We start from the raw sequence: 20,808 nt of genomic DNA on the forward strand, positions 1-20,808 counted from the left end.
AGCGACGCGAGACGCCGTCCCGAGGCCGACGGCGTAGAGCGTCTGTCGGCGCCGAGAGACTGCCGGCGCGGAGGTCTGTCGACGCCGAGAGACTGCCGATACAGAGAGACAGTTTCTGTTGAAAGTCAGCACAGCTAACCACTGACAGTACGTTTAATCGTTTCTTCGTTGAGTACCCCTACGGAATGGCAACATACGAACTTCCGGACCTCCCGTACGACTACGACGCACTCGAACCGTCCATCGACGCGCGCATCATGGAACTCCACCACGACAAACACCACCAGGGGTACGTCGACGGTGCGAACTCGGCGCTCGACAAACTGGAACAGATGCGGAGCGACGGCGACTACGGCGACATCAAAGGCGTCGAACGCAACCTCGCGTTCAACCTCTCGGGGCACGTCAACCACACCGTCTTCTGGGAGAACATGTCGCCCGACGGCGGCGGCGAACCGGGCGGCGAACTCGCCGACGCCCTCGACGAGCACTTCAGCGGTTTCGACCAGTTCAAAGACCACTTCTCGGCGGCCGCGAAGGGCGTCGAAGGCTCCGGATGGGGCTTCCTCGCCTACGACCACGTCGCCGACAAACCCATCGTGACGATGGCCGAGAACCACCAGAACCAGACTCCACAGGGCGCGACGCCGCTTCTGGTGCTCGACGTGTGGGAGCACGCCTACTACCTCCAGTACGAGAACGGACGCGGCGAGTACGTCGACAACTTCTGGGACGTCGTCGACTGGGACGACGTCGCCGAACGCTACGACCAGGCGCAGTCGGCGAGCCTCATCACCGGGTGAGCGACCGGTTCCGCTCGTCGTTCCCGGCGGCCCGCCTTCGCTCGGAGACGACCGAGCGAACGCGATACCGTCCGCGTCCGTGACACCGTCGACGACTGTCCGCGTCCGTGACACTGTCGACGGTGGTCCACGTCCGCGACACCGTTGACGGCTGTCCGCGCCCGTGGGTGACCGCTGCCCTCTCGAAGCGGCGTCGTACGCGTAGCCCACCGCTTCGTGAGTCGTGCTATCGTATGACTCCTCAATCTTTAACATCGCAGCAGAGTATCATTCGAACTGGAGGATTCAGTATGAGCTACGAACTCGACCCACTCCCGTACGACTACGACGCACTCGAACCCCACATCTCCGAGCAGGTTCTCACCTGGCATCACGACACCCACCACCAGGGCTACGTGAACGGCTGGAACTCGGCCGAAGAGACGCTCGCCGAGAACCGCGAAGCCGGAGAGTTCGGCTCCTCGGGCGGTGCGATGCGTAGCGTCACGCACAACTCCTCGGGCCACATTCTGCACGACCTGTTCTGGCAGAACATGTCGCCGGAGGGCGGCGACGAGCCGTCGGGCGACCTCGCCGACCGCATCGAGGAGGACTTCGGCTCCTACGACGCCTGGAAGGGCGAGTTCGAAGCCGCCGCGAAGGACGCCTCGGGCTGGGCGCTTCTCGTCTACGACACGTTCTCGAACCAGCTTCGCAACGTCGTCGTCGACAAGCACGACCAGGGCGCTATCTGGGGCGGCCACCCGATTCTCGCACTCGACGTCTGGGAGCACTCGTACTACTACGACTACGGCCCGGCGCGCGGCGACTTCATCGACGCGTTCTTCGAGGTCGTCGACTGGGACGAACCCAGCACCCGCTACGACCAGGCCGTCGAGCTGTTCGAATAACGCGACGACCCCGACAGTTTTTTCGACGCTACCGGCCGTCGAGCGACGGCCGAATCGAACGGAGAATCGGGCTCTGTCGGCGTCTCAGTCGCAGGTGCTCGGCACGAACTCCTCGACGGGCGTCTCCTCGACGGCGGAGACGATATCCTCGTGCAGCCGTGCGAAGTCGTGACCGCCGCCCGAGCGGTCGAACCCCGCGAGAACGCCGATACGGTGGTCACAGTCGGCGAGAAACGTCCGAAACTGTTCGGTCTTCTCGAACCCGCGAACCGTGTAGGCGTACTCGTCGTCGAGCAGCGATTCGTAGGTATCGCGGGTGACGTAGCCGTAGCGCTCGTTGTCGATGAGCGCGTCCACGTCGAGCGCCGAGAGGTCGCTCGCGACATCCGACCGGACGTACAGCTGTTCGTGGGTCCACTGGTCGAACAGCCATACGTCGCGGAGCGACTCACCGCCGAACCGTCGGATCGACACGAGGAGTCGCTCCGTCGCGTCGCTCATACTCTCTCCATTCGTGGGTGTGTCATAACCATTTTTGTGATAGATTGGACAGGTGTCAGACGGTTGTCGGACGCATTACGGTTCTCCAACTGGTCAATCCCGTATTATATAATACTGCTTTTGTGTACAATAAAATTGTGTGCGGCGGAGTGAGATTCGAGACGGCGCTCCGAACCGGAGGGGGCAGCGCGGGACCGCAGGAGTTTACGACGGGGGCGGCGTACCCTGGCGTATGCCGCGACCGAAATCCGAGTTCGGGGAGTTGTTCCCGTGCGACTTCTACACCCCCGAGGAACTGCTCGACGCCGACCAGATGTACACCGTCTACGAGATCGCCCGACTACTGCAGGGGCTCGACGCCGACGCGGAGATCGACGAGGGTATCGAGGATATCCTGCTCGACTGGGCGATTCCGTGGATCATGCGCAACTCCGAGGAGATGGTCGTCGCCGAACCGCCGAACGACGAGGAACCCGGCTACTACGGGCTGAAAGACGGAGACGACTGAGGGATGCGGCTGCTCGTCGCCGGCGGCGACCGCGTCGACGCCGGGAAGACGACGTTCTCGGTCGGCTTGCTCGCGTCGCTCCGACGCGACGGATACGCGCCGGTGGGGTTCAAGCCACGCGCGGGCAACGACTACTGGTTCGACCACGACGACTTCCGCAACTCGGTCGACGCCGGGCGACTGTACGGGAAGGACGCCCGGAAACTCGCGGCGACGAGCGCGGGCGACGTCGAACCCGAGACCGTCAACCCCGTCCACCGTCTCTGGCGACCCACTCCCGGCAAAACCGGCCTGCTCGGGGAGAGCGGCCGGACGTTTCTGGTCGACAGGGTGACCGGCGGCGACGGCCCCGAGTTCGTCGTCAACGCCGACGCCGAGGCGGACGGACTCCTGCCCGACGAAGCCGTTCGGTCGCTTCCGCTCGCCGACGCGACTCGCGTCGGGACGGTTCCCGAGTTCAACGAGGTGATGCGCGACCGACACGTCCCGGCCGCGGAGCGTCTCGCACGGCGAGTCACCGCGACGGAGACGAGCGTCGTCGAATCGTACGGCGACATCGCGGTCCCGCTCTCGGGCGTGTCGTTCGACGCGGTCGCCGTCGTCGAACCGGGACGAGCGCGAATCTACGACGCGGACCGATATCTCAAGGCCCGCGAAGCGGCGAGCGGCGGGCCACGCGAGGGACGGCTCGAAGAGTACGTCGACAGCGTGGTCGAGCTGATACAACCGCTGTCGACGGTCGGGTTACCGGCGCTCGGGGGCGAGGCGCGTGGGAACCCGGAGCGAATTGCCGACGCCTACGCCGACGCGTACGACGCGCTGGTCGACTCGGTGAGGCGCTGAACTCACCCCAACCTCGCCGCGCGGGCGGCCATCTCCACGTGGTCGTACGGCCGTTCGAGGACGCTCGGGCCGTGCCCGACGTGCATCGCCGCGAGCGAGTCGTCGACGACGGACCGTACGCGGTCGATGCTCCGTATCAGTAGTTCGCGGTCGCCCTCCGGCAGGTCGGTGCGTCCGAACCCGCCGTTCTGGAAGACGAGGTCGCCGGCGAACAGCGTCCCCGCGTCCTCGCTGTAGAAGCAGAGGTGGTCGTTCTTGTGTCCGGGCGTGTGGAGCGCGACGTACTCCCCGTCGCCGAGTCGCACCGTCGACTCGTCCTCGATGGCGCGGTCGACCGCGGGTTGCTCGGGGTCGAATCCCCACGTCTCCGCGTCGAAGGCCTCTCGGACGGCGTCCACGTTGCCGACGTGGTCGGGGTGAGTGTGGGTGAGGACGACGGCGTCGATGCCGTCGTCGCCGACTCGGTCGCGGAGTTCGGAGACGAGGTCGAAGTTCGCGCCGGTGTCGACGAGGACGGTTCGGTCGCCCTCGACGAGAAACGCGTTGCTGGTGAAGGCGGAGACGCCTCCGGCGAGGTTCTGAATCACACGACCGATTCGGTCGGGGTGGACTCTACTCCATCGGTCCGCGACGGGCGGCCGACGCTGACGACAATGAGTGCCCTTTTTGCGCCCTGAGTCACCTCCCCTCGGATATGGACGTACGCCTACTCGAAGCCACGCCGAACCCCGAGAAGCTCGTCTGCAAGGGCGCGAGAAACGACTACTCCGCGGAATTCGTCGGCAGCCAGTCGTTCGAGGAGACGATGGCGACCGTCGACGGCGACACCGGGAGAGAGAAGATGGAGACGCTCATCGGCCACCTGCTGAGCCACGGCCACTTCGGGCCGTTCGAACACCCGCAGGCGACGTTCGCCATCGAGGGCGTCAGTCGCTCCTGCATGGCGCAGATCACGCGACACCGCCACGTCAGTTTCGACGTGCAGTCGATGCGGTACGTCGCCTTCGACGACGTCGACCCCGCAGACGTCGCCGCGGGCGAGATGGTCGTCACGCCGCCGTCGGCGTCGGACCCCGACTGGGTCGGCCGCAACCAGAAGACCGGGGCGGTCGACGAGGAGACCGTCGAGAAGCGCAAGGAACTGTTCCGCGAGTCGGTCAGTCGGTCGGTCGCCGACTACCAGGAACTCTTGGACCTCGGGATGCCGCCGGAGGACGCCCGGTTCGTCCTCCCAATCGGCACGGAGGTCAACATCGTGATGTCGATGAACGTCCGGATGCTGATGCACGTCGCCGACATGCGCGCCGCCGCCGACGCCCAGTGGGAGATTCGAGAGCTCACCGAGTCGGTGCTGGAACTCGCCGAGGAGTGGTGTCCCATCACGTTCGAGTACTACGACGAGAAGATGCGCAACCGCAAGAACCGCCTCGCGCCGTAGTCGAATGGAACTCGCTCTCATCGCCGCCGTCGCCGAAAACGGCGTCATCGGGGCCGACGGCGACGTGCCGTGGCACTACCCCGAGGACCTCGAACACTTCAAGCGGACGACGATGGGTCACCCCGTCGTCGTGGGGCGACGGACATACGAGAGCATCGCTCGACAGCTCGGCGGACCGCTGCCGGGGCGGACGAACGTCGTCCTGAGCAGGGACGAGATGGACCTCCCCGAGGGGGCGATTCACGCCGACTCGGTCGACGCCGCGATGGACGCAGCGAGGGAACTCGTCGGTGAGGGGGACGGAACCGTTTTCGTCGTCGGCGGTGCGACCGTCTACGAGCAGTTCCTCCCGCGCGCAGACCGCCTCGTGCTGACCGAGATTCACGAGTCGTTCGAGGGCGACACCGAGTTTCCGGCGTTCGACCGCGACTCGTGGGTCGAGGTCGCGCGCGACGAACGCGGCGAGTTCGACTTCGTCGAGTACCGGCGTCGCGAGTAAACCCAGCGAATCGGTTTCTGTCGGGCGTTTTCGGGTGTCAGCGGGTCGGATAGTACGGACGGACGGTGATATCTGCTATAATTCGTCTTAGCGAGAGTTTTTCCGGACGGGCCTCGTAGACAGGTCCGATGACCGGCAGCGTCCTCGCACGGACAGGTCGAACCGACGGTGATACGCGATGAACAACTCTAACCAGCAAGCGTACGACCGGGGCACCTCGCTGTACTCCCCGGACGGACGCATCTACCAGGTCGAATACGCGCGCGAAGCGGTCAAGCGCGGCGCGCCCGTCGTGGGCATCCGCGCGGCGGACGGCGTCGTTCTCGCCGCCCGGACCCGGTCGAGTTCGTCGTTGATGGTCACCGAGAGCATCGAGAAACTCCACAAGGTCGACGACCACGTCGGCGCGGCCAGCGCCGGCCACGTCGCCGACGCCAGGCGACTCGTCGACTACGCCCGTCGAGAGGCGCAGGTCAACCGCCTCCGCTACGGCGAACCGGCGGGCGTCGAGGGGCTCACGAAGGAAGTCACCGACTTCATCCAGGAGAACACCCAGCGCGGCGGCACGCGCCCGTTCGGCGCGGCGCTGCTCGTCGCCGGCGTCGACGCCTCCGGTCCGCGGCTGTTCGAGACCGACCCCTCGGGGACGCCCCACGAGTGGAAGGCCGTCGCCATCGGCGGCGAGAGCGCGACCATCCGCGAGTACCTCGAAGACGCGTACGACCCCGAGATGAGCGTCGACGACGGCGTGACGCTCGCCGTCGAGGCGCTCCTCGAAGGCGCGAAAGACGACGAGATCGCCGCCGAGGGCGTCAGTCTCTCGACGGTCGACGAGTCGGGGCACCACACCTACAGCACCGACGAGATCGCCGCCGTCATCGACGGACTCGACGTCGACGACGACGACGAGTAACCGGAGACCGCCGCCGAGTCGCCGCCGACCACGACTGTTTTGCGGCCCCGCGGCGAACGACCGACGATGGCGACGCTTCGTCGAATCTTCGTCTACCCGATAAAATCGCTCGACCCGCAGACGGTCGACGCCGCCACCGTCGTCGAGAACGGCGGTCTCGACGGTGACAGGGAGTTCGCGCTGTTCGACGCCGACGGCCGGTACGTCAACGGCAAGCGCAACCGCGACGTCCACCGACTCCGCTCGGCGGTCGACCGCCGAGACGGAACGGTGCGTCTCGAACCCCGCGATGGCGACGCACGGACGTTTTCGCTCGGCAGCGACGACCTGACCGACTGGCTCTCGTCGTACTTCGGCGAACCCGTCACGCTGGAGCGCGAGCGCGCCGGCGGGTTCCCCGACGACACCGACGCCTCCGGGCCGACGGTTATCTCGACGGCGACGGTTCGAGAGCTCTCGTCGTGGTATCCCGACGTCGACCCCGAGAGCATGCGCCGTCGCCTCCGGCCGAACCTCGAAGTCGACGGCGTCCCCGCGTTCTGGGAGGACCGCCTCTTTTCGAGCCGCGACGAGGTCGTGGAGTTCGCCGTCGGCGACGGTGACGACTCGGTCGCCTTCGAGGGCGTCAACCCGTGCCAGCGCTGCGTCGTCCCCTCGCGCGACCCCGACACCGGTTCGGAGTACGACGGCTTCCGCGAGCGGTTCGTCGAGAAGCGCCGCGAGACGATGCCCGACTGGAGCGGCGGCGACTGGTTCGACCACCACTTCCGCGTGATGGTCAACACCCGCGTCGACGAGTCCGACTGGGGCGAGACGCTCTCGGTCGGCGACGAGGTGGAGATACGGGGCGCGAAACCCGCGTGAAGGCGGGGAGTCGGGCTACCAGTCCGAGAACTTGTCCCGGCGGAAGAGGTCGAGTTCGCTCACCGTGGAGTTCGTCTGCTCGGCGGCGAAGGCGATGGCGTCGGCTATCTCCTCCGGTTCGGTGACTTCGCCGGGGTCGAAGCGGTCCTCGAACGCCTCGTCTATCTCCGCGCCGAACTCGGTTCGGACCTCCGTCGGGTTGACGACGGTGACGCCGACGCCGTCGTCGCCGGCGGCCGCCTCGACGCTGTGGGCGAACCCGCGGAGCCACCACTTCGTCGCGGCGTAGACGGGGTTGAACGGTCTGGGGAACTTGCCGGCGAAACTGCCGACGTAGACGAGGTTACCCTCGGTCTCGCGGAGGTGCGGCAGCGCCGCACGCGTGGTGAAGAACGCGCCGTCGACGTTCGTGTCCATCATCGTCCGGTACTCCTCGGTCGAGATGTCGACGCCGGAGCCGAGTCCCAGCCCGGCGTTGACGACGACGATGTCCAGCGTGCCGAACCGCTCGACGGTGTCGGCGACGACGGAGTCGACCGCCGACTCCGCTCGGACGTCCGCCGGGGCGACGAGCGTCTCGACCCCGTGTTCGGTTTCGAGTTCGTCGGCGAGTTCGGTCAGTCGTTCCTCTCGGCGCGCGGAGAGCGCGACGTTCGCGCCCTCGGCCGCCAGTTTCCGTACCGTCGCCGCGCCGATTCCGGAGCTCGCACCCGTCACGAGTGCGACGCGTCCGGCGAGTTCGTCTGCCATACGTCCCGATAGGTGGGCCGTGACTTAGTTTCCGAGGCCGAAACGGAGCGAATCGGAGGTGCCCGCCGCGCCCCGGCGGCGACAACGCTGATTGTGCTCCGCCGACTATCGGAACTCATGTCGTCGAACGGTCGCGTGCGCGACTTCTCACAGTTCTACCGGGAGTACGCCCGCGGCGGTGTCCACGCAGCCAGCGCCGCCGCGATGACTGCGTTCGGTCTGCTCACTATCTACCACGAGGCGTTCGCGCTGTTGGCGGTGGTGTCGTACGTGGGACCGGCGCTCTACGTCTACGCGGAACGAGACGGAGACGCCGAACCCGAACCCGAACCGGAGCCCGGCCGAAACGTGGAGCCGGAGGCCCGCCGGTCCGACCCCTCACCGACCGCGAAACCGTCCGAGTTGGACGCCAGGAGCGCCAGCAGGTCCGAAAACGTCGACCGCGAGAGCGACGAGAGCGGCGCGCGCCGCGACCGCACCGACCCCCGACCGCCGCCGTCGACGGCGGCGACCCTCGACGACAGTGATGCCGACGGGGGCGGGGAGCGCGGGGACGTGAGCGACGACGTCGAGGGCGGGGAACCCGACCGGAAGGGCGAATCCGACGCGACGACCGAAGACGATGGTGCGTGGACGAGCGTCGACTCGCCGGTCGGCGTCGACTTCTCCGATGCGGTCGCCACGGAGGAAGCGGTCTACGCCGTCGGAGAGGACGGGTACGTCCTCGCGCGCGGAGACGGCGGGTGGTCCGCGGTACTCGAAACCGGCCCCGGCGCGCAGGGGGAGAACCTGACGGGCGTCGACGTCACCGACGACGGACGCGCCGTCTGGGTCGCCGGCGACGGTGGCGCGCTCGGCAGAATCGACGCGGAGTCGGGCCGACACACCGACTACTCCGCGCCCGGCGGGGACACGAGCACTATCACCGACCTGGCCGTCACGGGGCGGGCGGACGAGGCGGTCGTCGTCCTGGTGAACGGGTCGGGCGAGGTCCGCCGCGGCGAGTACGACGGTCGGCGAGTTCGATGGGGCGAACCGCAGAAACCCGGAAGCGGGTCGAGTTTCGCGGCCGTCGCGTTCGGAGACGCCGAGCGCGGTTACCTCGCCGACACGAACGGGTCGGTGTTCCGGACGACCGACGGCGGCGAGACGTTCGACGAAATCGGTATCGACGGCGCTGGAACGTTGACGGCCCTCGTACCGGTGTCCGGCGAGGGGTCGAACACCGAAGCGTTCGCCGCCGAGGACGACGGGACGATTCACCGGTACGACGGGACGCGCTGGACGCCCGTCCGCCCGACGGAGGAGGGCCTCTGGGCGATAGCCGCCGAACGGGGCGAGCGAGTCGTCGCCGTCGGCGAGCACGGGACGGCACTGGACGGCGACGAGGGCGACTGGCAGCGCCGCGAGATGCCGACCGACGAGACGCTTCGCGGCGTCTGCGTCGCGGCGGACCGTCAGGTCGCCGTCGGCGACGACGGCGTCGTGCTCGAACGGCGAGCGACCCGTCGAGCGAGCGAACAGCCGCGGTGACACGGGCCGAGACGGTCGTAACGGCTTCGGCGGTCGCCGACCGTCGCGTACGCGTTCTAGGCTGCCGCCATCGCCTCTTTTAGGAGGCGAGGCACTAACCACGAGACATGCACGTACTGACTGGTGGGTTAGTCTCAGACGTGGACGGAACGCGGGAGGCAGACGTAGCCATCGAGAACGGCGAAATCGTCGCCGTCGGCGACGTACCGGAGGGCGACGACCGGACCGATGTCTCCGGACAGGTGATCGCACCCGGGTTGATAGACACGCACGTCCACGTCTCGATGGACGGGCGTCCCGACGTGAGCACGGTGTTCGGCGACAGTCCGTACACCGCGGGCTACCGCACGGTCGCGAACCTCGAAGCCGCCGTCGAGGCGGGCGTGACGACGGTTCGAGACCTGGGGAGCCGCGAGACGCTGGCGCTCGACGCCGGTGCGGCCGTCGGCGACGGCGTCCTCGACGGGCCGCGAGTGCTCGGGGCCGGCGAAGCCATCGTGATGACCGGCGGTCACGGACATCCGTTCGGGTACGAGGCCGACGGGACGGACGAGGTGTTGAAGGGCGCTCGCGAGCAGTTGAAGCGCGGCGCGGACGTCGTCAAGTGTATGGCGACCGGCGGCGTGCTGACCGCCGGCGCGGTGACCGGGTCGCCGGAGCTCACCGAGGAAGAGCTTCGCGCGGCCGTCTCCGCGGCGAGCGCGAAAGGCGTTCCGACGGCTGCCCACGCTCACGGCGAGGAAGGCATCAAGAACGCGGTCCGAGCCGGAATATCGAGCGTGGAGCACGGGACGTTCATGGACCGCGAGGCGGCGGAGATGATGGCCGACGACGGAACCTACTGGGTGCCGACGGCGAGCGCTCTCGTCAACATCGTCGAGAACGGCGTCGAGGCGGGAATCCCCGAGGAGGCGGTCGAGAAGGCGAAGGACGCCGCCTCGCGGTTCGAGCGCGCGTGGGAACACGCTCTCGACGCGGGCGTCGACATCGCCATGGGGACCGACGCCGGGACGCCGTTCAACTACTTCGGCGACATCCCGCGGGAACTCGAACTGATGGTCGACTACGGACTGGAGCCGGACGCCGCGCTGGAGGCGGCGACGGTGAACGCGGCGGACCTCGTCGGCCGCGACGACCTCGGCCGCGTCGCCGAGGGATACCGCGCGGACCTCGTCGTCCTGGAGACGGACCCGAACACGGATGCGACGGCGTGGCAGTCGCCGACGGCGGTGTTCGCCGACGGCGAACGAGTCGACTGACGGCGGGGCGGGTGTTCGACGGCGAGAGATATACATGGCACGGGGACGGTCAGCGAAAAGCGATTATGACAGTCGAGGACACAGTCGATTGGTGTCACAAACTCTTTTGCCCATCGCTGAGTGTATCCGGCCGATGCACCGCCGGGCACCGTTCGTTCTGCTCGCCATCTTTCTCGTCGTGGCGGCGATAGCGCCGCCAACGGCGGCGTTTTCGGGCACGAGAGTCGGCGGACCGGCCGCCGACACCACGTCGGACTCGATGGCATCGATGCAACAGTCGTTCGACAGTAGTGAAGTTCGCATCGTCGTTCACGAGGACGGCTCCGCTCAGTGGACGTTCCACTACGAACAGACGCTGGCGAACGAGACCGAACGAGAGAACTTCGAGGCGTTCGCCACCGAGTTCAACAACAGCGGTACCCCGCTGTACAACGGGTTCAAGAGCGAGTCACAGTCGCTCGTCAAGAGCGGGGCGAACAGTACCGAGCGGCCGATGAACGCGCAGAACCACTCGCGGCAGGCGTACGTGACCGACAGTCTCGGCAACTCCATCGGCGTCGTCGAGATGTCGTTCGTCTGGACGAACTTCGCGCAGACCGACGAGGAGAGCGGAACCGTGACCGTCGGCGACGTCTTCGAGGGCGGCCTCTACATCAGCGAGAATCAGTCGCTCGTCGTCGAACCGGGCGAGAGCCTCGAGTTCAAGAACGTCACGCCGGTGGCGATGCAGTCGAACACCAGTTCGCTGCCCGCCAGCGACTCGGTGACGTGGATGGGCGAGAAACGGTTCACCGACAATCGCCCGCAGGTCGTCTTCGTCCCCGAGGGAACCCAGACCATCGTCGCCGACGGTGACGGCGACGGAGGGGCGGCCGGCACCGACGACGTGACGACGACTCCCATCGGAAGCGGCGGCGGGAGTATGTGGCTCGCCGGAGCCGTGCTCGTCATCTTCGGCGGCGTGGCCGTCGCGCTCTGGTACCGTCGCGGCCGCGAGGAGACGGTCGACAGCGTCGACCCGGGGACAGGTGGCGGCACGGAGGCGGCGACGGCAGCAGTCCCGCCGGAGCCGTCGGTCTCCGACGAGGAACTCCTCTCCGACGAGGACCGCGTCATCTCGATGCTCGAAGATCACGGCGGACGGATGCGACAGGTCCGCATCGTCGAGGAGACGGAGTGGTCGAAGTCGAAGGTGAGCATGCTGCTCTCGGAGATGGAAGACGAAGGCCTCATCTCGAAGCTCCGCGTCGGCCGCGAGAACGTCATCAGCCTCGACGGTCACGAACCCGAAGCGGCGAGGTCGCCGTTCGACGACGAGTAGCGCGGTACGCCACGCTGAGACACGGCTCTTCCGAAACGCAAACGTTAAACATCACTCGCGGATAGTAGGAGATGCGCTCCGTTGGTGTAGTCCGGCCAATCATCTTGCCCTCTCACGGCAAGGACCAGGGTTCGAATCCCTGACGGAGCACTTCTATCGTTACATTACTCCGAGCGGCGGGCTTCATCCCGCCGCGAGGCTTGGTCGAGTGGATGCTCGACGGGATTCGAATCAGAGAGTGAAGCGAGCGGAACGACCGTGGTTCGAATCCCTGACGGAGCACTTTTCGAGACTCGAGTCAACGAGCGTAGCGACTCGCGTTCGTTTGCGAACGGCGGTAAACCGTCTCAGAGAGGTACCGCATTCGAGGGGCATCGAAGGACGGTCAGTGCTTCAGAATCGGAGCACTGTACGCCGAGATACGCCAGCGATTACCCCAGCAGCCGCCGAAGCATCGCCTTCGACGAGTCGTTACCGGAGCCACCGTCGGTCGAGAGTTCGCCCTCGGCCGTGATTTCGGCGCTCGTCATCGCGCCGAGCGAGTCGGTGAGCGTGTAGCCGGGCGTCTCGACGGTGACCTCGTCGGAGTCGGCGACGCCGACCCAGCGGAGTTCGAGTTCGTAGCTGCCGTCGGTCTGCACCGTAGCCGATTCCTGCTGGCCGGTCGCTTCGTGGAGCGCCCAGACGCGCTCGTCGGCGTACTCGAACCCCGCCTGTCCGGCGATAGTCCGCACGTCCACGGAGCGGTCCGTGTCGGACCCGGCCATCGGATACTCGCTGTCGACCCACGCGCCGTACCCTTCTTCGACGGCGTACACGTTCGTGTACCCGTTCTGGATGAGCGTCGCCGCCCGCTGTGCGGCGAGCTCGTTCGGGCAGTCGCAGTAGACGACGATGCGGTCGGACTTCGGCCAGTCGTCGACCGGGTCGTTGCGCTCCAGTCCGTCGGGAGCGATGGTCCGGACCGCGCCGAAAACGTGCGAGGCGTCGTACTCGGCGTCGGTCCGCGAGTCGGCGAAGCGGGCCTCGCCGCGGGCGTACCAGTAGTACGCGACGTCGGCCGGGACCAGCGGCACGTTGACCATTCCGGAGTCGCGTTCGACGCGTTTAGCCGCGAACCAGCCGGTGTCGACGGTGCGTTCGGACGGGGTGGTGTCGAACTCCGGCGGATAACCGTCCATCGGGTCGGGGTCTGCCGGGAGGTCGTCGCCGTGGCGCGGCCCCTCTACGTCCTCGAAAGAGTCGGACCGTTCGACGGGTTCGTCGGTGACCGTCTCGGTCGTCCGGTTCGCCGCCGTCTCGGTCGCGTTCGGTTCGGTGGACCCGGTTTCCTCGGTCGACGGCGTCCCCTCCGGGTCGTTAGAGGACGTACAGCCAGCGATACCGACGGTCGCAGCCGCGCCGAGCGTCCGGATACACCGACGGCGCGTGATATTCTTCGATGCCATTCTGTCCGCCACTGAACGGTCTCGGCGCTTTACTATCGACATGGTAAGGCGTGAACACCCGACTCACCGTCGCCCTGGGGTGTTCACCGCGACGGTTCCAGACGGTTTCGAACCGTTCAACGACGGCGATGGCGACGGAGCCGTCGGCGACGAACGCGGCGGAGAGCGCTTATCTCGTCTATAATAATAGGCGTAGACGGTGACTCACGAGATGCGCCGCGTCGAACGCGGTGTTCCGGGCACATCGACTCCCACGGCACGTGAACTGACACCCGTTCGCGCGGCCGACCCATCGCGGGTCCGTCGACCCTTTGACCCGAGGGACGTCGGACTCGCCACCTACTCTCCCCTCTCCCGTCCTTCGTCGGGGACGCCCCGACGGTGGTGTGTCGGACGGGCCGATTTATTCCATCTATAACTACCATCGGCGAGTCCGAACTACCGACAATGTTTGGAACCAGCGGTATCCGTGGAGCAGTCGGTGACGCCGTGACAGGGGAGTTAGCCTTCGCCGTCGGTCACGCCCTCGCGGCGGAGGACTACGACCGCGTCGTCCTCGGACGCGACGCCCGAGAAAGCGGTGCCTTCCTCGCCAACGCCGTCGCCGCGGGCGCGCAGGAGTGCGGCACCGACGTTACTCGCGTCGGCGTCGCGTCGACGCCTACCGTCGCCCGCAGCGTCGCCGAGTTCGGCGCCGACGCCGGCGTCGTCATCACCGCCTCGCACAACCCGGCGACGGACAACGGAATCAAACTCTGGACGCCCAGCGGCCAAGCGTTCGACGCCGAGCGCCGCGCGGCCATCGAGGAGCGCATCCGCGAGGAGTCGTTCGAGCGTGCCGACTGGCAAGGCGTCGGAATCGAGCGGGAGCGAAACGACGCCGTCGAGAACCACATCTCTGCGCTCGTCTCTGCGGTCGACCTCGGCGGGGAGCTTTCGGTGGTCGTCGACGCCGGGAACGGCCCGGGCGCGCTGACCGCGCACGCGCTCTCGAAGCTCGGCTGCGAGGTGACGACGCTGAACGCTCAACCCGACGGGAGCTTCCCCGGTCGGCCGAGCGAACCCACGGCCGAGAACTGCCAGACCCTGTGCTCGGTCGTCGCCTCCACGGACGCCGACCTCGGTATCGCCCACGACGGCGACGCCGACCGGATGATGGCCGTCACCGAGTCGGGTGAGTTCGTCCCCGGCGACCACCTGCTGGCGCTGTTCGGTCGCCGCGCTGCGGGCGACGGCGAGCGCGTCGCCGCCCCGCTGAACACGAGCCTCGCCGTCGACGACGCGCTCTCCCCGCAGGGAGCGACGGTCGAGCGAACGCCCGTCGGTGACGTGTACGTCGCCGAGGCCGCGAGCGCTCCGGCCGTCGCCTTCGGCGGCGAACCCAGCGGGGCGTGGATCTGGCCCGACGAGACGCTCTGTCCCGACGGGCCGCTCGCGGCCGTCAAACTCGCCGAACTCGTGAGCGTCGAAGGACCACTGGAGACGCTGCTCGACGAACTGCCGCGATACCCGACGCTCCGCGACAGCGTGGAAGTCGCGGACAAGACGGCGACGATGGCCGCGGTGAGCGAGCGCGTCCACGACGAGTTCGACGACGTCGACGAGATGGACGGCGTCCGCGTGGCGCTGGACGACGGCTGGTTCCTCGTCCGCGCCAGCGGGACCCAACCACTGGTTCGCGTCACGGCGGAAGCACGCGACGAGGCGCGCGCCCGAGAACTGTTCGACGAAGCGTACGCGATGGTCGAAGACGCCGCAAGGTAGCCTGCAATCGCCCACCCGACGCAGTAGCTCTCGGTGCTGCTTTTCGCACCTTTCTCGCTCTGTTCACCCGCGGTCTCGGCTTCCTATCGCGTCTCTGCTCGGCCTCTCGCCTCGAAGCCGCACGTCGGCCGTCCGGGACCGGGCCAGCCGTCCGGTACCGAGTCAGCAGTTCAGTGTACCGAGTCAGCAGTTCAGTGTACTAAGTCGGTAGTTCAGTAAGAACTCGACGGAGCAGCGGTCGTCGCCGAAAAGGAATGGTCCGCGGTGGAGGTCCCGCTACTCGACGGTGACGCTCTTTGCGAGGTTCCGCGGTTTGTCGATGGAGCGACCCAGGAGGTTCGCCGTGTGGTACGACACCAACTGGAGCTGGACGTTCGCGAGCAGTCCGGCCAGCGCGGGGTCGGTGTCCGGGATGGGCAGGTGCGCGTCCGCGGCGTCGACGGCCGGGTGGTCCTCGGGGGCGACGGCGACGATGGGCGCGCCGCGGGTTTGCGCCTCCTTGGCGTTGGTGAGCGTCTTCTGGTCGTCGGTGCCGGTGAACACCGCGAACACCGGAGTCTGCGGGGTGACGAGCGCCAGCGGCCCGTGCTTCAGCTCACCGGACGCGAAGCCTTCGGCGTGCTCGTACGTGATCTCCTTGAACTTCAGCGCGCCCTCGACGGCGACGGAGTAGCCGAGGTCGCGGCCGATGAAGAAGAACGCCTCGCTGCCGAGGTAGCGATTGGCGAGTTCGTGAGCATCGTCTCCGTCGAGCACGTCGCGGACGTTCTCGGGGAGCGAGCGCAGCGACTCGAAGAACGCCGTCGGGTCGTCCCACGGCAGCTCTTCGGCGACGTCCTCGCCGATGCGGTGGCTGAGCAGACAGAGCGCCGCGACCTGCGAGGAGAACGTCTTCGTCGCCGCGACGCCGATCTCGGGCCCGGCGCGGACGAGAAGCGTCTCGTCGGCCTCGCGGGAGGCGGTCGACCCCTGGACGTTCGTGACCGCGACGGTTCGGGCTCCCTCGGCGTCGGCGCGTCCGAGCGCGCTCAGGGTGTCGGCCGTCTCGCCGCTCTGGGTGACGGCGACGACGAGCGTCTCGTCTGTGATGGGGTCGGAGGTAGCGTACTCGCTCGCGCGGAAGGCGCGGGCGCGAACGCCGGCGGCGTTGAGCAGGCGCGCACCGTACAGCGCCGCGTGGTAGGAGGTGCCGCAGGCGACGAACTGGACCTCGGAGACGTCGTCGAACGCGTCTATCTCGGCGAGCGTCACGCCGTCATCGTCGACTCGACCTTCGACCGTGTTCGCCAGCGACGTCGGTTGGTTGTGTATCTCTTTGAGCATGTAGTGATCGTAGGAGCCTTTGCCGGCGTCTTCGGGGTCCCAGTCGACGGTGTCGATGTCGCGGGAGACGGGTTCGCCGGCGACGGTGGTCATCGCGACGCTGCCGGGTTCGACGACGACCATGTCGCCGTCTTCGAGGTAGACGACCTCGGCGGTGTGTTCGAGGAACGCGGGCACGTCGCTGGCGAGGAAGTACTCGCCGTCGTCGAGTCCGAGGACGAGCGGCGACCCCTGTCGCGCGGCGTAGACGGCCTCGAAGCCGTCGACGATGGCGGCGATGGCGTAGCTCCCGTCGAGTTCCTGAACCGCGCGGCGGAACGCTTCTTCGGGCGTACCTACCTCTCCGAGATGGGAGGCGATGAGGTGCGGAACGACCTCCGTGTCGGTGTCGGAGACGAACTCGACGCCCTCGGCTTCGAGGCTCGCCTTGAGCTCCTCGTAGTTCTCGATGACGCCGTTGTGGACGACGGCGACGCGGCCGGACTCGTCGGTGTGGGGGTGGGCGTTGTCGTCGGTGGGCGCGCCGTGGGTGCTCCAGCGGGTGTGACCGATGCCGACGTTGCCGTTCGGTTCCGCGCCGCGGATGGCGTCTTTCAGCTCCGAGACTTTCCCGGAGCGCTTGTGAACCTTGATGCCGGTGCCGTTTTTCACGGCGACGCCGGCGGAGTCGTAGCCTCGGTACTCGAGGCTCTCCAGTCCGGAGACGAGCGCACCGACCGAGTCAGATCGGCCGACGCGAGCGATGATGCCGCACATCTACATCGCCTCCGAGGCGAATCGGGCCAGAGGGCTGGCAGAGCGGTTTCGTTCGGTACTGCGTCCCGACAGGGCGGAACTGTGGCGGACCATACTCGTAGCTCTTACCCCGTATCAATTACTATGAACGAGGTAACCGCGGACTTATTCCGCCGCTAAAGACCGTTTCGACGTGCAACAGTAACAACCTCGGCAGACACCGCTCACCCGGAAACGCCCGCAGCGAGGCGCTCGCCGTCCGGCTCAGATACCGTGTGACGGAGGTCTGACGCGGGATGGAGGGGCCGACGCTGACGGATCATCACGCCGACCTCCCGATCCGCCACCCGCTACTCGGCGCGTCTGCTACGGGGGCCGTAAGACGGCGTTCGGGAGACGTCCCCCTCGGTGTCTCCGCCGAGAACTGCCGAGGTGGACGTCCCCAACCGTCCGGACGGATAGCGCCGAGATGGACGTCCCCAACCCAGCCGGGCGGACAGAGACGACCGCACACGGGCGCACTAACGGGAACCGGGGGTGACCGTCGGCGAGTCAACCGTTCCCGAAAGTTCGGGCCACACCTCGGAAAGCGACTCGGCTCGCGTGCTGATTGCTTCCCTCTCGACGAGCGTTCGAGGCCACAGTGAGCGCTGACGAGGGCAGGGCTACTGTCTGAGGCTACGCCGAGGGGAGTGCGAGTGAGGGCGGCAGGAGCCCGTTTGAGCGCACGGTGACCGCACCCGTACGACTGCGGAATCGACCCTCTCGTGCACGCGTCGTCCAAGAGCAGCGGAGCAGCGAGTTGCAGAAGGAACGGTTCGGTGAGTCAGCGTCGACAGCGGCGACGGGCACGGACGCGAGCGTGGACGTTCGGTTCGGGGTTCGACGGGGCGGGGTCGAAATCGAATCGCAGAGGCGGTCACCGAAGGGCGGAGTCGGCCCAGTCGGGCGTCTCGTCGGTGAGCGCGATGACGTTCTCGCGGCCCACGTTTATCTTCGTGAGTTTGCCCTCCTCCTCCATCCGCGAGAGGAGGCGGCTGACTTTCGACTTCGACCACTCGGTTCGGTCGACGATCTCGCTCTGTCTCAGCCGACCGCTCTCCTCCTGGAGCATCTTGAGGACGCGGCCGTCGTCGGAGAGCGGTACCTGCGCCTCCACCGGTGGTGCGCCGGCCGGGTCGCCGGCGGCGGGGTCGCGCTCCCCTCCGCGGAGGTCGGCATCGCCGTCCGTCTTCACCGCCTTGACGATGTCGCTGCCGCGTTTGCGGACCACCGCGGCGACGCTGTACCGACTCCGGCGGTACCAGATGCCGAGACCGGCGAGCACGGCCAGCGCCAGGCCGGCGAAGCCGACGGTCGTTGCCGGGTTGTTCGGATTGGTTCCCAGCGCAATCTCCTGACTGTCGGTGAGGCCGTCGCCGTCGGTGTCGACGCGTAGCGGGCTGGTGCCGTAGCGGTCGACTTCCGCGCGGTCGGCGAGGCCGTCGCCGTCGGTGTCGGAGTTCAGCGGATCCGTGTTGTGTCTGTCGACCTCCTCGCCGTCGAGGAGTCCGTCGCCGTCGGTGTCCTCGTTCCGCGGGTCGGTCCCCAACGCGAGTTCCTGATCGTCGGAGAGGCCGTCGCCGTCGGAGTCGGGGTCCTGCGGGTCCGTCCCGTGGTCGTCGACTTCCGCGCCGTCGGAGAGACCGTCACCGTCGGTGTCTGCGTCCAGAGGGTTGGTTCCGAGGATTATCTCCTGTTGGTCTCTGAGGTCGTCGTCGTCGGTGTCGGGGTCCAGGGGGTTCGTCCCGCGGTCGTCGACCTCCGTGCCGTCCGAGAGGCCGTCGCCGTCGGTGTCTCGGGAGTCGAGAGCGGTCCCGAGTTGGACCTCGCGTTCGTTCACCAGGCCGTCACCGTCGTGGTCGCCGGCCCGCTCGACGAACGTGTACGTCGCCGTCGTTTCGGCGACGGCTTCCTCGTTTCCGAATCCGCGGGAGGCGACGACGGTGACGTTGCGCTCGCCGGAGATACCCTCCGGATATCGCTCGAAGTCGAACGTGACTCTCCGCGACCCGTCCGGGTCGACGTTCATCTGCTGGCAGTCGAGTTCGACCCGCTTCCCGTCGTCGTCCTCGACGTGAGCGCAGAACTCGTACAGCGAGCTGTTTCCGGCGTTATGAAAGCGCGTCGAGAGCGTGCTCGACTCGTTCCGCCAGACGTACGTCTGGTCGCCCTGTTGGAGGGTCCCCTTCTCCGAGACCGAGAGCCCCTCGAACGAGGAGTTCGCACTCGACGCCACTGGCTGCGACGCGGCGACTGGAGCCACCGCTGCGAGCGCGGAGACACTCGCGAGGACTACACTGAGGGCTAGCATCGTCCGAGCGACACGGTGTTTCGATTGCGTCACGTCACACTCTCTCCTCGACCGGTGGATACGAGAGGTCGGAGGATGTCGAACGTAGTTCTTTCGGTGTCGTAATGTCTCATTACCGATACAAGTGTTCTACAATGACTAATTTCAGGTATCGGTCGGAACACGCCCTGGAGGCTCGAATTGGCCGGTAACAGGTCATTGAAATAATCGCGCATTCGGATATTCTTAATTATTCTCTTACATAACGGCCCGACGGAGGTAAACGGGGGAAGGATGACGTCAGGCGGGAGGATTACTCGCCGCTACCGTCCGGCGAGAGCGTCGACCGGGAGTACCCCGAGAGGGCGTACGCGAGGGTGACCACTGTGAGCATCACCGCGACGACGCCTACCGCGAGGCTTCCGGACTGACCGAGTACGGGCGCATCGAAGGTGATTCCGAGGAGTGCGAGCGCACCGACACCCGAAACGCCGATCGAGTACTTCTGCCAGGGTGCCGACTCTGCCGCCTCGACCCCGGGGGTTGCGGGGCTAGATGTAGTCGCCTCCTCGACGATCTCGTTCGTCAGGTACGGGTCGAACTGGTCGGCGATGTCGTTTCGCTCGACGACACCCCGGCTCTTGTTGTAGTCGATGACGCCGTCTTCGTCGAGTTTCGGGAGGTGTTCCTGGTAGAGAGCGATGTACACGCGCTGGCGCTGATCGGACATCAACGCTTCGACGGTGGTGTCGTTCTCCCAGGCGGCGACCTGTTCTGCGATGTCGCGCATGCGAACCGGGCCCTCGGTACCGCGAAGGTACCAGAGTACGTCGCGGCGGCGACGGTTCTGAAGGATGTGGAACAACTGGTCCTTCGAGAGGGGCGTTTCGGTGTCCAGTTGGGGGGGCTCGAACGGGGCCGTGTTATCGGACTCTGTGACTGTCATGTGCCAGGTACAAACCCTGGGTGGGTAATAAATCAGGATGTCCGTATCGATAGTCGCAACTGTTGCAAACGATCGCTCGAACTGTTGCAGACCGTTTCACATCGTTGTAAACGACCGTTCTGGACGTTTTTAGAAGTT

General features: G+C 66.8%; 19 protein-coding genes and 1 tRNA gene. 13 read left to right on the forward strand and 7 right to left on the reverse strand.

The annotated features are described in order from the left end of the window. The first annotated feature begins 185 nt into the window (after positions 1 to 185). Positions 186 to 803: a superoxide dismutase gene (locus tag DV709_RS15120; RefSeq protein ID WP_117595221.1), complete on the forward strand. Its 618-nt coding sequence runs from the start codon at positions 186 to 188 to the stop codon at positions 801 to 803. A gap of 290 nt (positions 804 to 1,093) precedes the next feature. Next, on the forward strand, positions 1,094 to 1,693 hold the full coding sequence (gene sod, locus DV709_RS15125) for a superoxide dismutase (protein ID WP_117595222.1): 600 nt from the start codon (positions 1,094 to 1,096) through the stop codon (positions 1,691 to 1,693). An 84-nt stretch (positions 1,694 to 1,777) separates the two neighbouring features. Here sod and DV709_RS15130 read toward each other — a convergent pair whose 3' ends face one another. Further along, entirely contained in the window at positions 1,778 to 2,194 is a 417-nt protein-coding gene (locus DV709_RS15130) for a DUF7522 family protein (protein WP_117595223.1), read from the reverse strand. A 232-nt stretch (positions 2,195 to 2,426) separates the two neighbouring features. On the opposite strand from DV709_RS15130, the gene DV709_RS15135 reads away from it, so the two are divergent. Beyond that, positions 2,427 to 2,702, forward strand: coding sequence for a DUF5827 family protein (locus DV709_RS15135; RefSeq protein WP_117595224.1), 276 nt, complete (start codon positions 2,427 to 2,429; stop codon positions 2,700 to 2,702). A gap of 3 nt (positions 2,703 to 2,705) precedes the next feature. Continuing rightward, positions 2,706 to 3,545 (forward strand): ATPase, encoded by an 840-nt coding sequence (locus tag DV709_RS15140; RefSeq protein WP_117595225.1) that lies wholly within the window; start codon positions 2,706 to 2,708, stop codon positions 3,543 to 3,545. 2 nt (positions 3,546 to 3,547) lie between these two features. Here the strand turns inward: DV709_RS15140 and DV709_RS15145 are convergent, their stop codons facing one another. Continuing rightward, on the reverse strand, positions 3,548 to 4,132 hold the full coding sequence (locus DV709_RS15145; protein ID WP_117595226.1) for an MBL fold metallo-hydrolase: 585 nt from the start codon (positions 4,130 to 4,132) through the stop codon (positions 3,548 to 3,550). A 107-nt stretch (positions 4,133 to 4,239) separates the two neighbouring features. On the opposite strand from DV709_RS15145, the gene thyX reads away from it, so the two are divergent. From thyX to DV709_RS15165, 4 genes are all read left to right on the forward strand, one after another. Continuing rightward, positions 4,240 to 4,983, forward strand: coding sequence for an FAD-dependent thymidylate synthase (gene thyX / locus DV709_RS15150; protein WP_117595227.1), 744 nt, complete (start codon positions 4,240 to 4,242; stop codon positions 4,981 to 4,983). Positions 4,984 to 4,987: 4 nt separating this feature from the next. Then, a complete protein-coding gene (locus tag DV709_RS15155; protein ID WP_117595228.1) occupies positions 4,988 to 5,482 on the forward strand; it encodes a dihydrofolate reductase in 495 nt (164 codons plus the stop codon). A gap of 178 nt (positions 5,483 to 5,660) precedes the next feature. Beyond that, a complete protein-coding gene (gene psmA, locus DV709_RS15160) occupies positions 5,661 to 6,395 on the forward strand; it encodes an archaeal proteasome endopeptidase complex subunit alpha (protein WP_117595229.1) in 735 nt (244 codons plus the stop codon). Positions 6,396 to 6,461: 66 nt separating this feature from the next. Continuing rightward, the gene (locus DV709_RS15165) at positions 6,462 to 7,259 is read left to right on the forward strand and encodes an MOSC domain-containing protein (protein WP_117595230.1); all 798 of its coding nucleotides are present in this window, start codon (positions 6,462 to 6,464) and stop codon (positions 7,257 to 7,259) included. A gap of 15 nt (positions 7,260 to 7,274) precedes the next feature. Here the strand turns inward: DV709_RS15165 and DV709_RS15170 are convergent, their stop codons facing one another. Next, the gene (locus DV709_RS15170; RefSeq protein ID WP_117595231.1) at positions 7,275 to 8,009 is read right to left on the reverse strand and encodes an SDR family oxidoreductase; all 735 of its coding nucleotides are present in this window, start codon (positions 8,007 to 8,009) and stop codon (positions 7,275 to 7,277) included. Between the two features lie 117 nt (positions 8,010 to 8,126). Between DV709_RS15170 and DV709_RS15175 the strand changes: the two genes are divergently transcribed. From DV709_RS15175 to DV709_RS15190, 4 genes are all read left to right on the forward strand, one after another. After that, positions 8,127 to 9,542, forward strand: a complete 1,416-nt coding sequence (locus DV709_RS15175; RefSeq protein ID WP_117595232.1) for a WD40/YVTN/BNR-like repeat-containing protein — start codon at positions 8,127 to 8,129, stop codon at positions 9,540 to 9,542. Between the two features lie 107 nt (positions 9,543 to 9,649). Continuing rightward, positions 9,650 to 10,801 (forward strand): metal-dependent hydrolase family protein, encoded by a 1,152-nt coding sequence (locus tag DV709_RS15180; protein WP_117595233.1) that lies wholly within the window; start codon positions 9,650 to 9,652, stop codon positions 10,799 to 10,801. A 133-nt stretch (positions 10,802 to 10,934) separates the two neighbouring features. Next, on the forward strand, positions 10,935 to 12,122 hold the full coding sequence (locus tag DV709_RS15185; RefSeq protein WP_157972756.1) for a helix-turn-helix transcriptional regulator: 1,188 nt from the start codon (positions 10,935 to 10,937) through the stop codon (positions 12,120 to 12,122). A 75-nt stretch (positions 12,123 to 12,197) separates the two neighbouring features. After that, positions 12,198 to 12,272 (forward strand) — tRNA-Glu (locus DV709_RS15190). A 281-nt stretch (positions 12,273 to 12,553) separates the two neighbouring features. On the opposite strand, the gene DV709_RS15195 is transcribed toward DV709_RS15190, so the two are convergent. Further along, complete coding sequence (locus tag DV709_RS15195) at positions 12,554 to 13,570, reverse strand: rhodanese-like domain-containing protein (RefSeq protein WP_157972757.1); 1,017 nt, start codon at positions 13,568 to 13,570, stop codon at positions 12,554 to 12,556. A 447-nt stretch (positions 13,571 to 14,017) separates the two neighbouring features. On the opposite strand from DV709_RS15195, the gene glmM reads away from it, so the two are divergent. After that, positions 14,018 to 15,334, forward strand: coding sequence for a phosphoglucosamine mutase (gene glmM / locus DV709_RS15200; protein ID WP_117595236.1), 1,317 nt, complete (start codon positions 14,018 to 14,020; stop codon positions 15,332 to 15,334). Between the two features lie 276 nt (positions 15,335 to 15,610). Here the strand turns inward: glmM and glmS are convergent, their stop codons facing one another. The 3 genes from glmS to DV709_RS18220 form a co-directional block, all read right to left on the reverse strand. Further along, a complete protein-coding gene (gene glmS / locus DV709_RS15205) occupies positions 15,611 to 17,413 on the reverse strand; it encodes a glutamine--fructose-6-phosphate transaminase (isomerizing) (protein ID WP_117595237.1) in 1,803 nt (600 codons plus the stop codon). 898 nt (positions 17,414 to 18,311) lie between these two features. Continuing rightward, entirely contained in the window at positions 18,312 to 19,670 is a 1,359-nt protein-coding gene (locus DV709_RS15210; protein ID WP_198665731.1) for a helix-turn-helix transcriptional regulator, read from the reverse strand. A 367-nt stretch (positions 19,671 to 20,037) separates the two neighbouring features. Next, positions 20,038 to 20,670, reverse strand: a complete 633-nt coding sequence (locus DV709_RS18220; protein ID WP_232819754.1) for a DUF7344 domain-containing protein — start codon at positions 20,668 to 20,670, stop codon at positions 20,038 to 20,040. Positions 20,671 to 20,808: the final 138 nt, after the last annotated feature.

Source organism: Haloprofundus halophilus (assembly GCF_003439925.1).
Classification (GTDB): Archaea; Halobacteriota; Halobacteria; order Halobacteriales; family Haloferacaceae; genus Haloprofundus; species Haloprofundus halophilus.

What these genes read in the sequence shown, in the direction of transcription:
- DV709_RS15120 (WP_117595221.1), top strand. Translation starts at nt 186, where the DNA reads ATGGCAACATACGAACTTCCGGACCTCCCGTACGACTACGACGCACTC.
- sod (WP_117595222.1), top strand. Translation starts at nt 1,094, where the DNA reads ATGAGCTACGAACTCGACCCACTCCCGTACGACTACGACGCACTCGAA.
- DV709_RS15130 (WP_117595223.1), bottom strand. Translation starts at nt 2,194, where the DNA reads ATGAGCGACGCGACGGAGCGACTCCTCGTGTCGATCCGACGGTTCGGC.
- DV709_RS15135 (WP_117595224.1), top strand. Translation starts at nt 2,427, where the DNA reads ATGCCGCGACCGAAATCCGAGTTCGGGGAGTTGTTCCCGTGCGACTTC.
- DV709_RS15140 (WP_117595225.1), top strand. Translation starts at nt 2,706, where the DNA reads ATGCGGCTGCTCGTCGCCGGCGGCGACCGCGTCGACGCCGGGAAGACG.
- thyX (WP_117595227.1), top strand. Translation starts at nt 4,240, where the DNA reads ATGGACGTACGCCTACTCGAAGCCACGCCGAACCCCGAGAAGCTCGTC.
- DV709_RS15155 (WP_117595228.1), top strand. Translation starts at nt 4,988, where the DNA reads ATGGAACTCGCTCTCATCGCCGCCGTCGCCGAAAACGGCGTCATCGGG.
- psmA (WP_117595229.1), top strand. Translation starts at nt 5,661, where the DNA reads ATGAACAACTCTAACCAGCAAGCGTACGACCGGGGCACCTCGCTGTAC.
- DV709_RS15165 (WP_117595230.1), top strand. Translation starts at nt 6,462, where the DNA reads ATGGCGACGCTTCGTCGAATCTTCGTCTACCCGATAAAATCGCTCGAC.
- DV709_RS15170 (WP_117595231.1), bottom strand. Translation starts at nt 8,009, where the DNA reads ATGGCAGACGAACTCGCCGGACGCGTCGCACTCGTGACGGGTGCGAGC.
- DV709_RS15175 (WP_117595232.1), top strand. Translation starts at nt 8,127, where the DNA reads ATGTCGTCGAACGGTCGCGTGCGCGACTTCTCACAGTTCTACCGGGAG.
- DV709_RS15180 (WP_117595233.1), top strand. Translation starts at nt 9,650, where the DNA reads ATGCACGTACTGACTGGTGGGTTAGTCTCAGACGTGGACGGAACGCGG.
- DV709_RS15185 (WP_157972756.1), top strand. Translation starts at nt 10,935, where the DNA reads ATGCACCGCCGGGCACCGTTCGTTCTGCTCGCCATCTTTCTCGTCGTG.
- DV709_RS15195 (WP_157972757.1), bottom strand. Translation starts at nt 13,570, where the DNA reads ATGGCATCGAAGAATATCACGCGCCGTCGGTGTATCCGGACGCTCGGC.
- glmM (WP_117595236.1), top strand. Translation starts at nt 14,018, where the DNA reads ATGTTTGGAACCAGCGGTATCCGTGGAGCAGTCGGTGACGCCGTGACA.
- glmS (WP_117595237.1), bottom strand. Translation starts at nt 17,413, where the DNA reads ATGTGCGGCATCATCGCTCGCGTCGGCCGATCTGACTCGGTCGGTGCG.
- DV709_RS18220 (WP_232819754.1), bottom strand. Translation starts at nt 20,670, where the DNA reads ATGACAGTCACAGAGTCCGATAACACGGCCCCGTTCGAGCCCCCCCAA.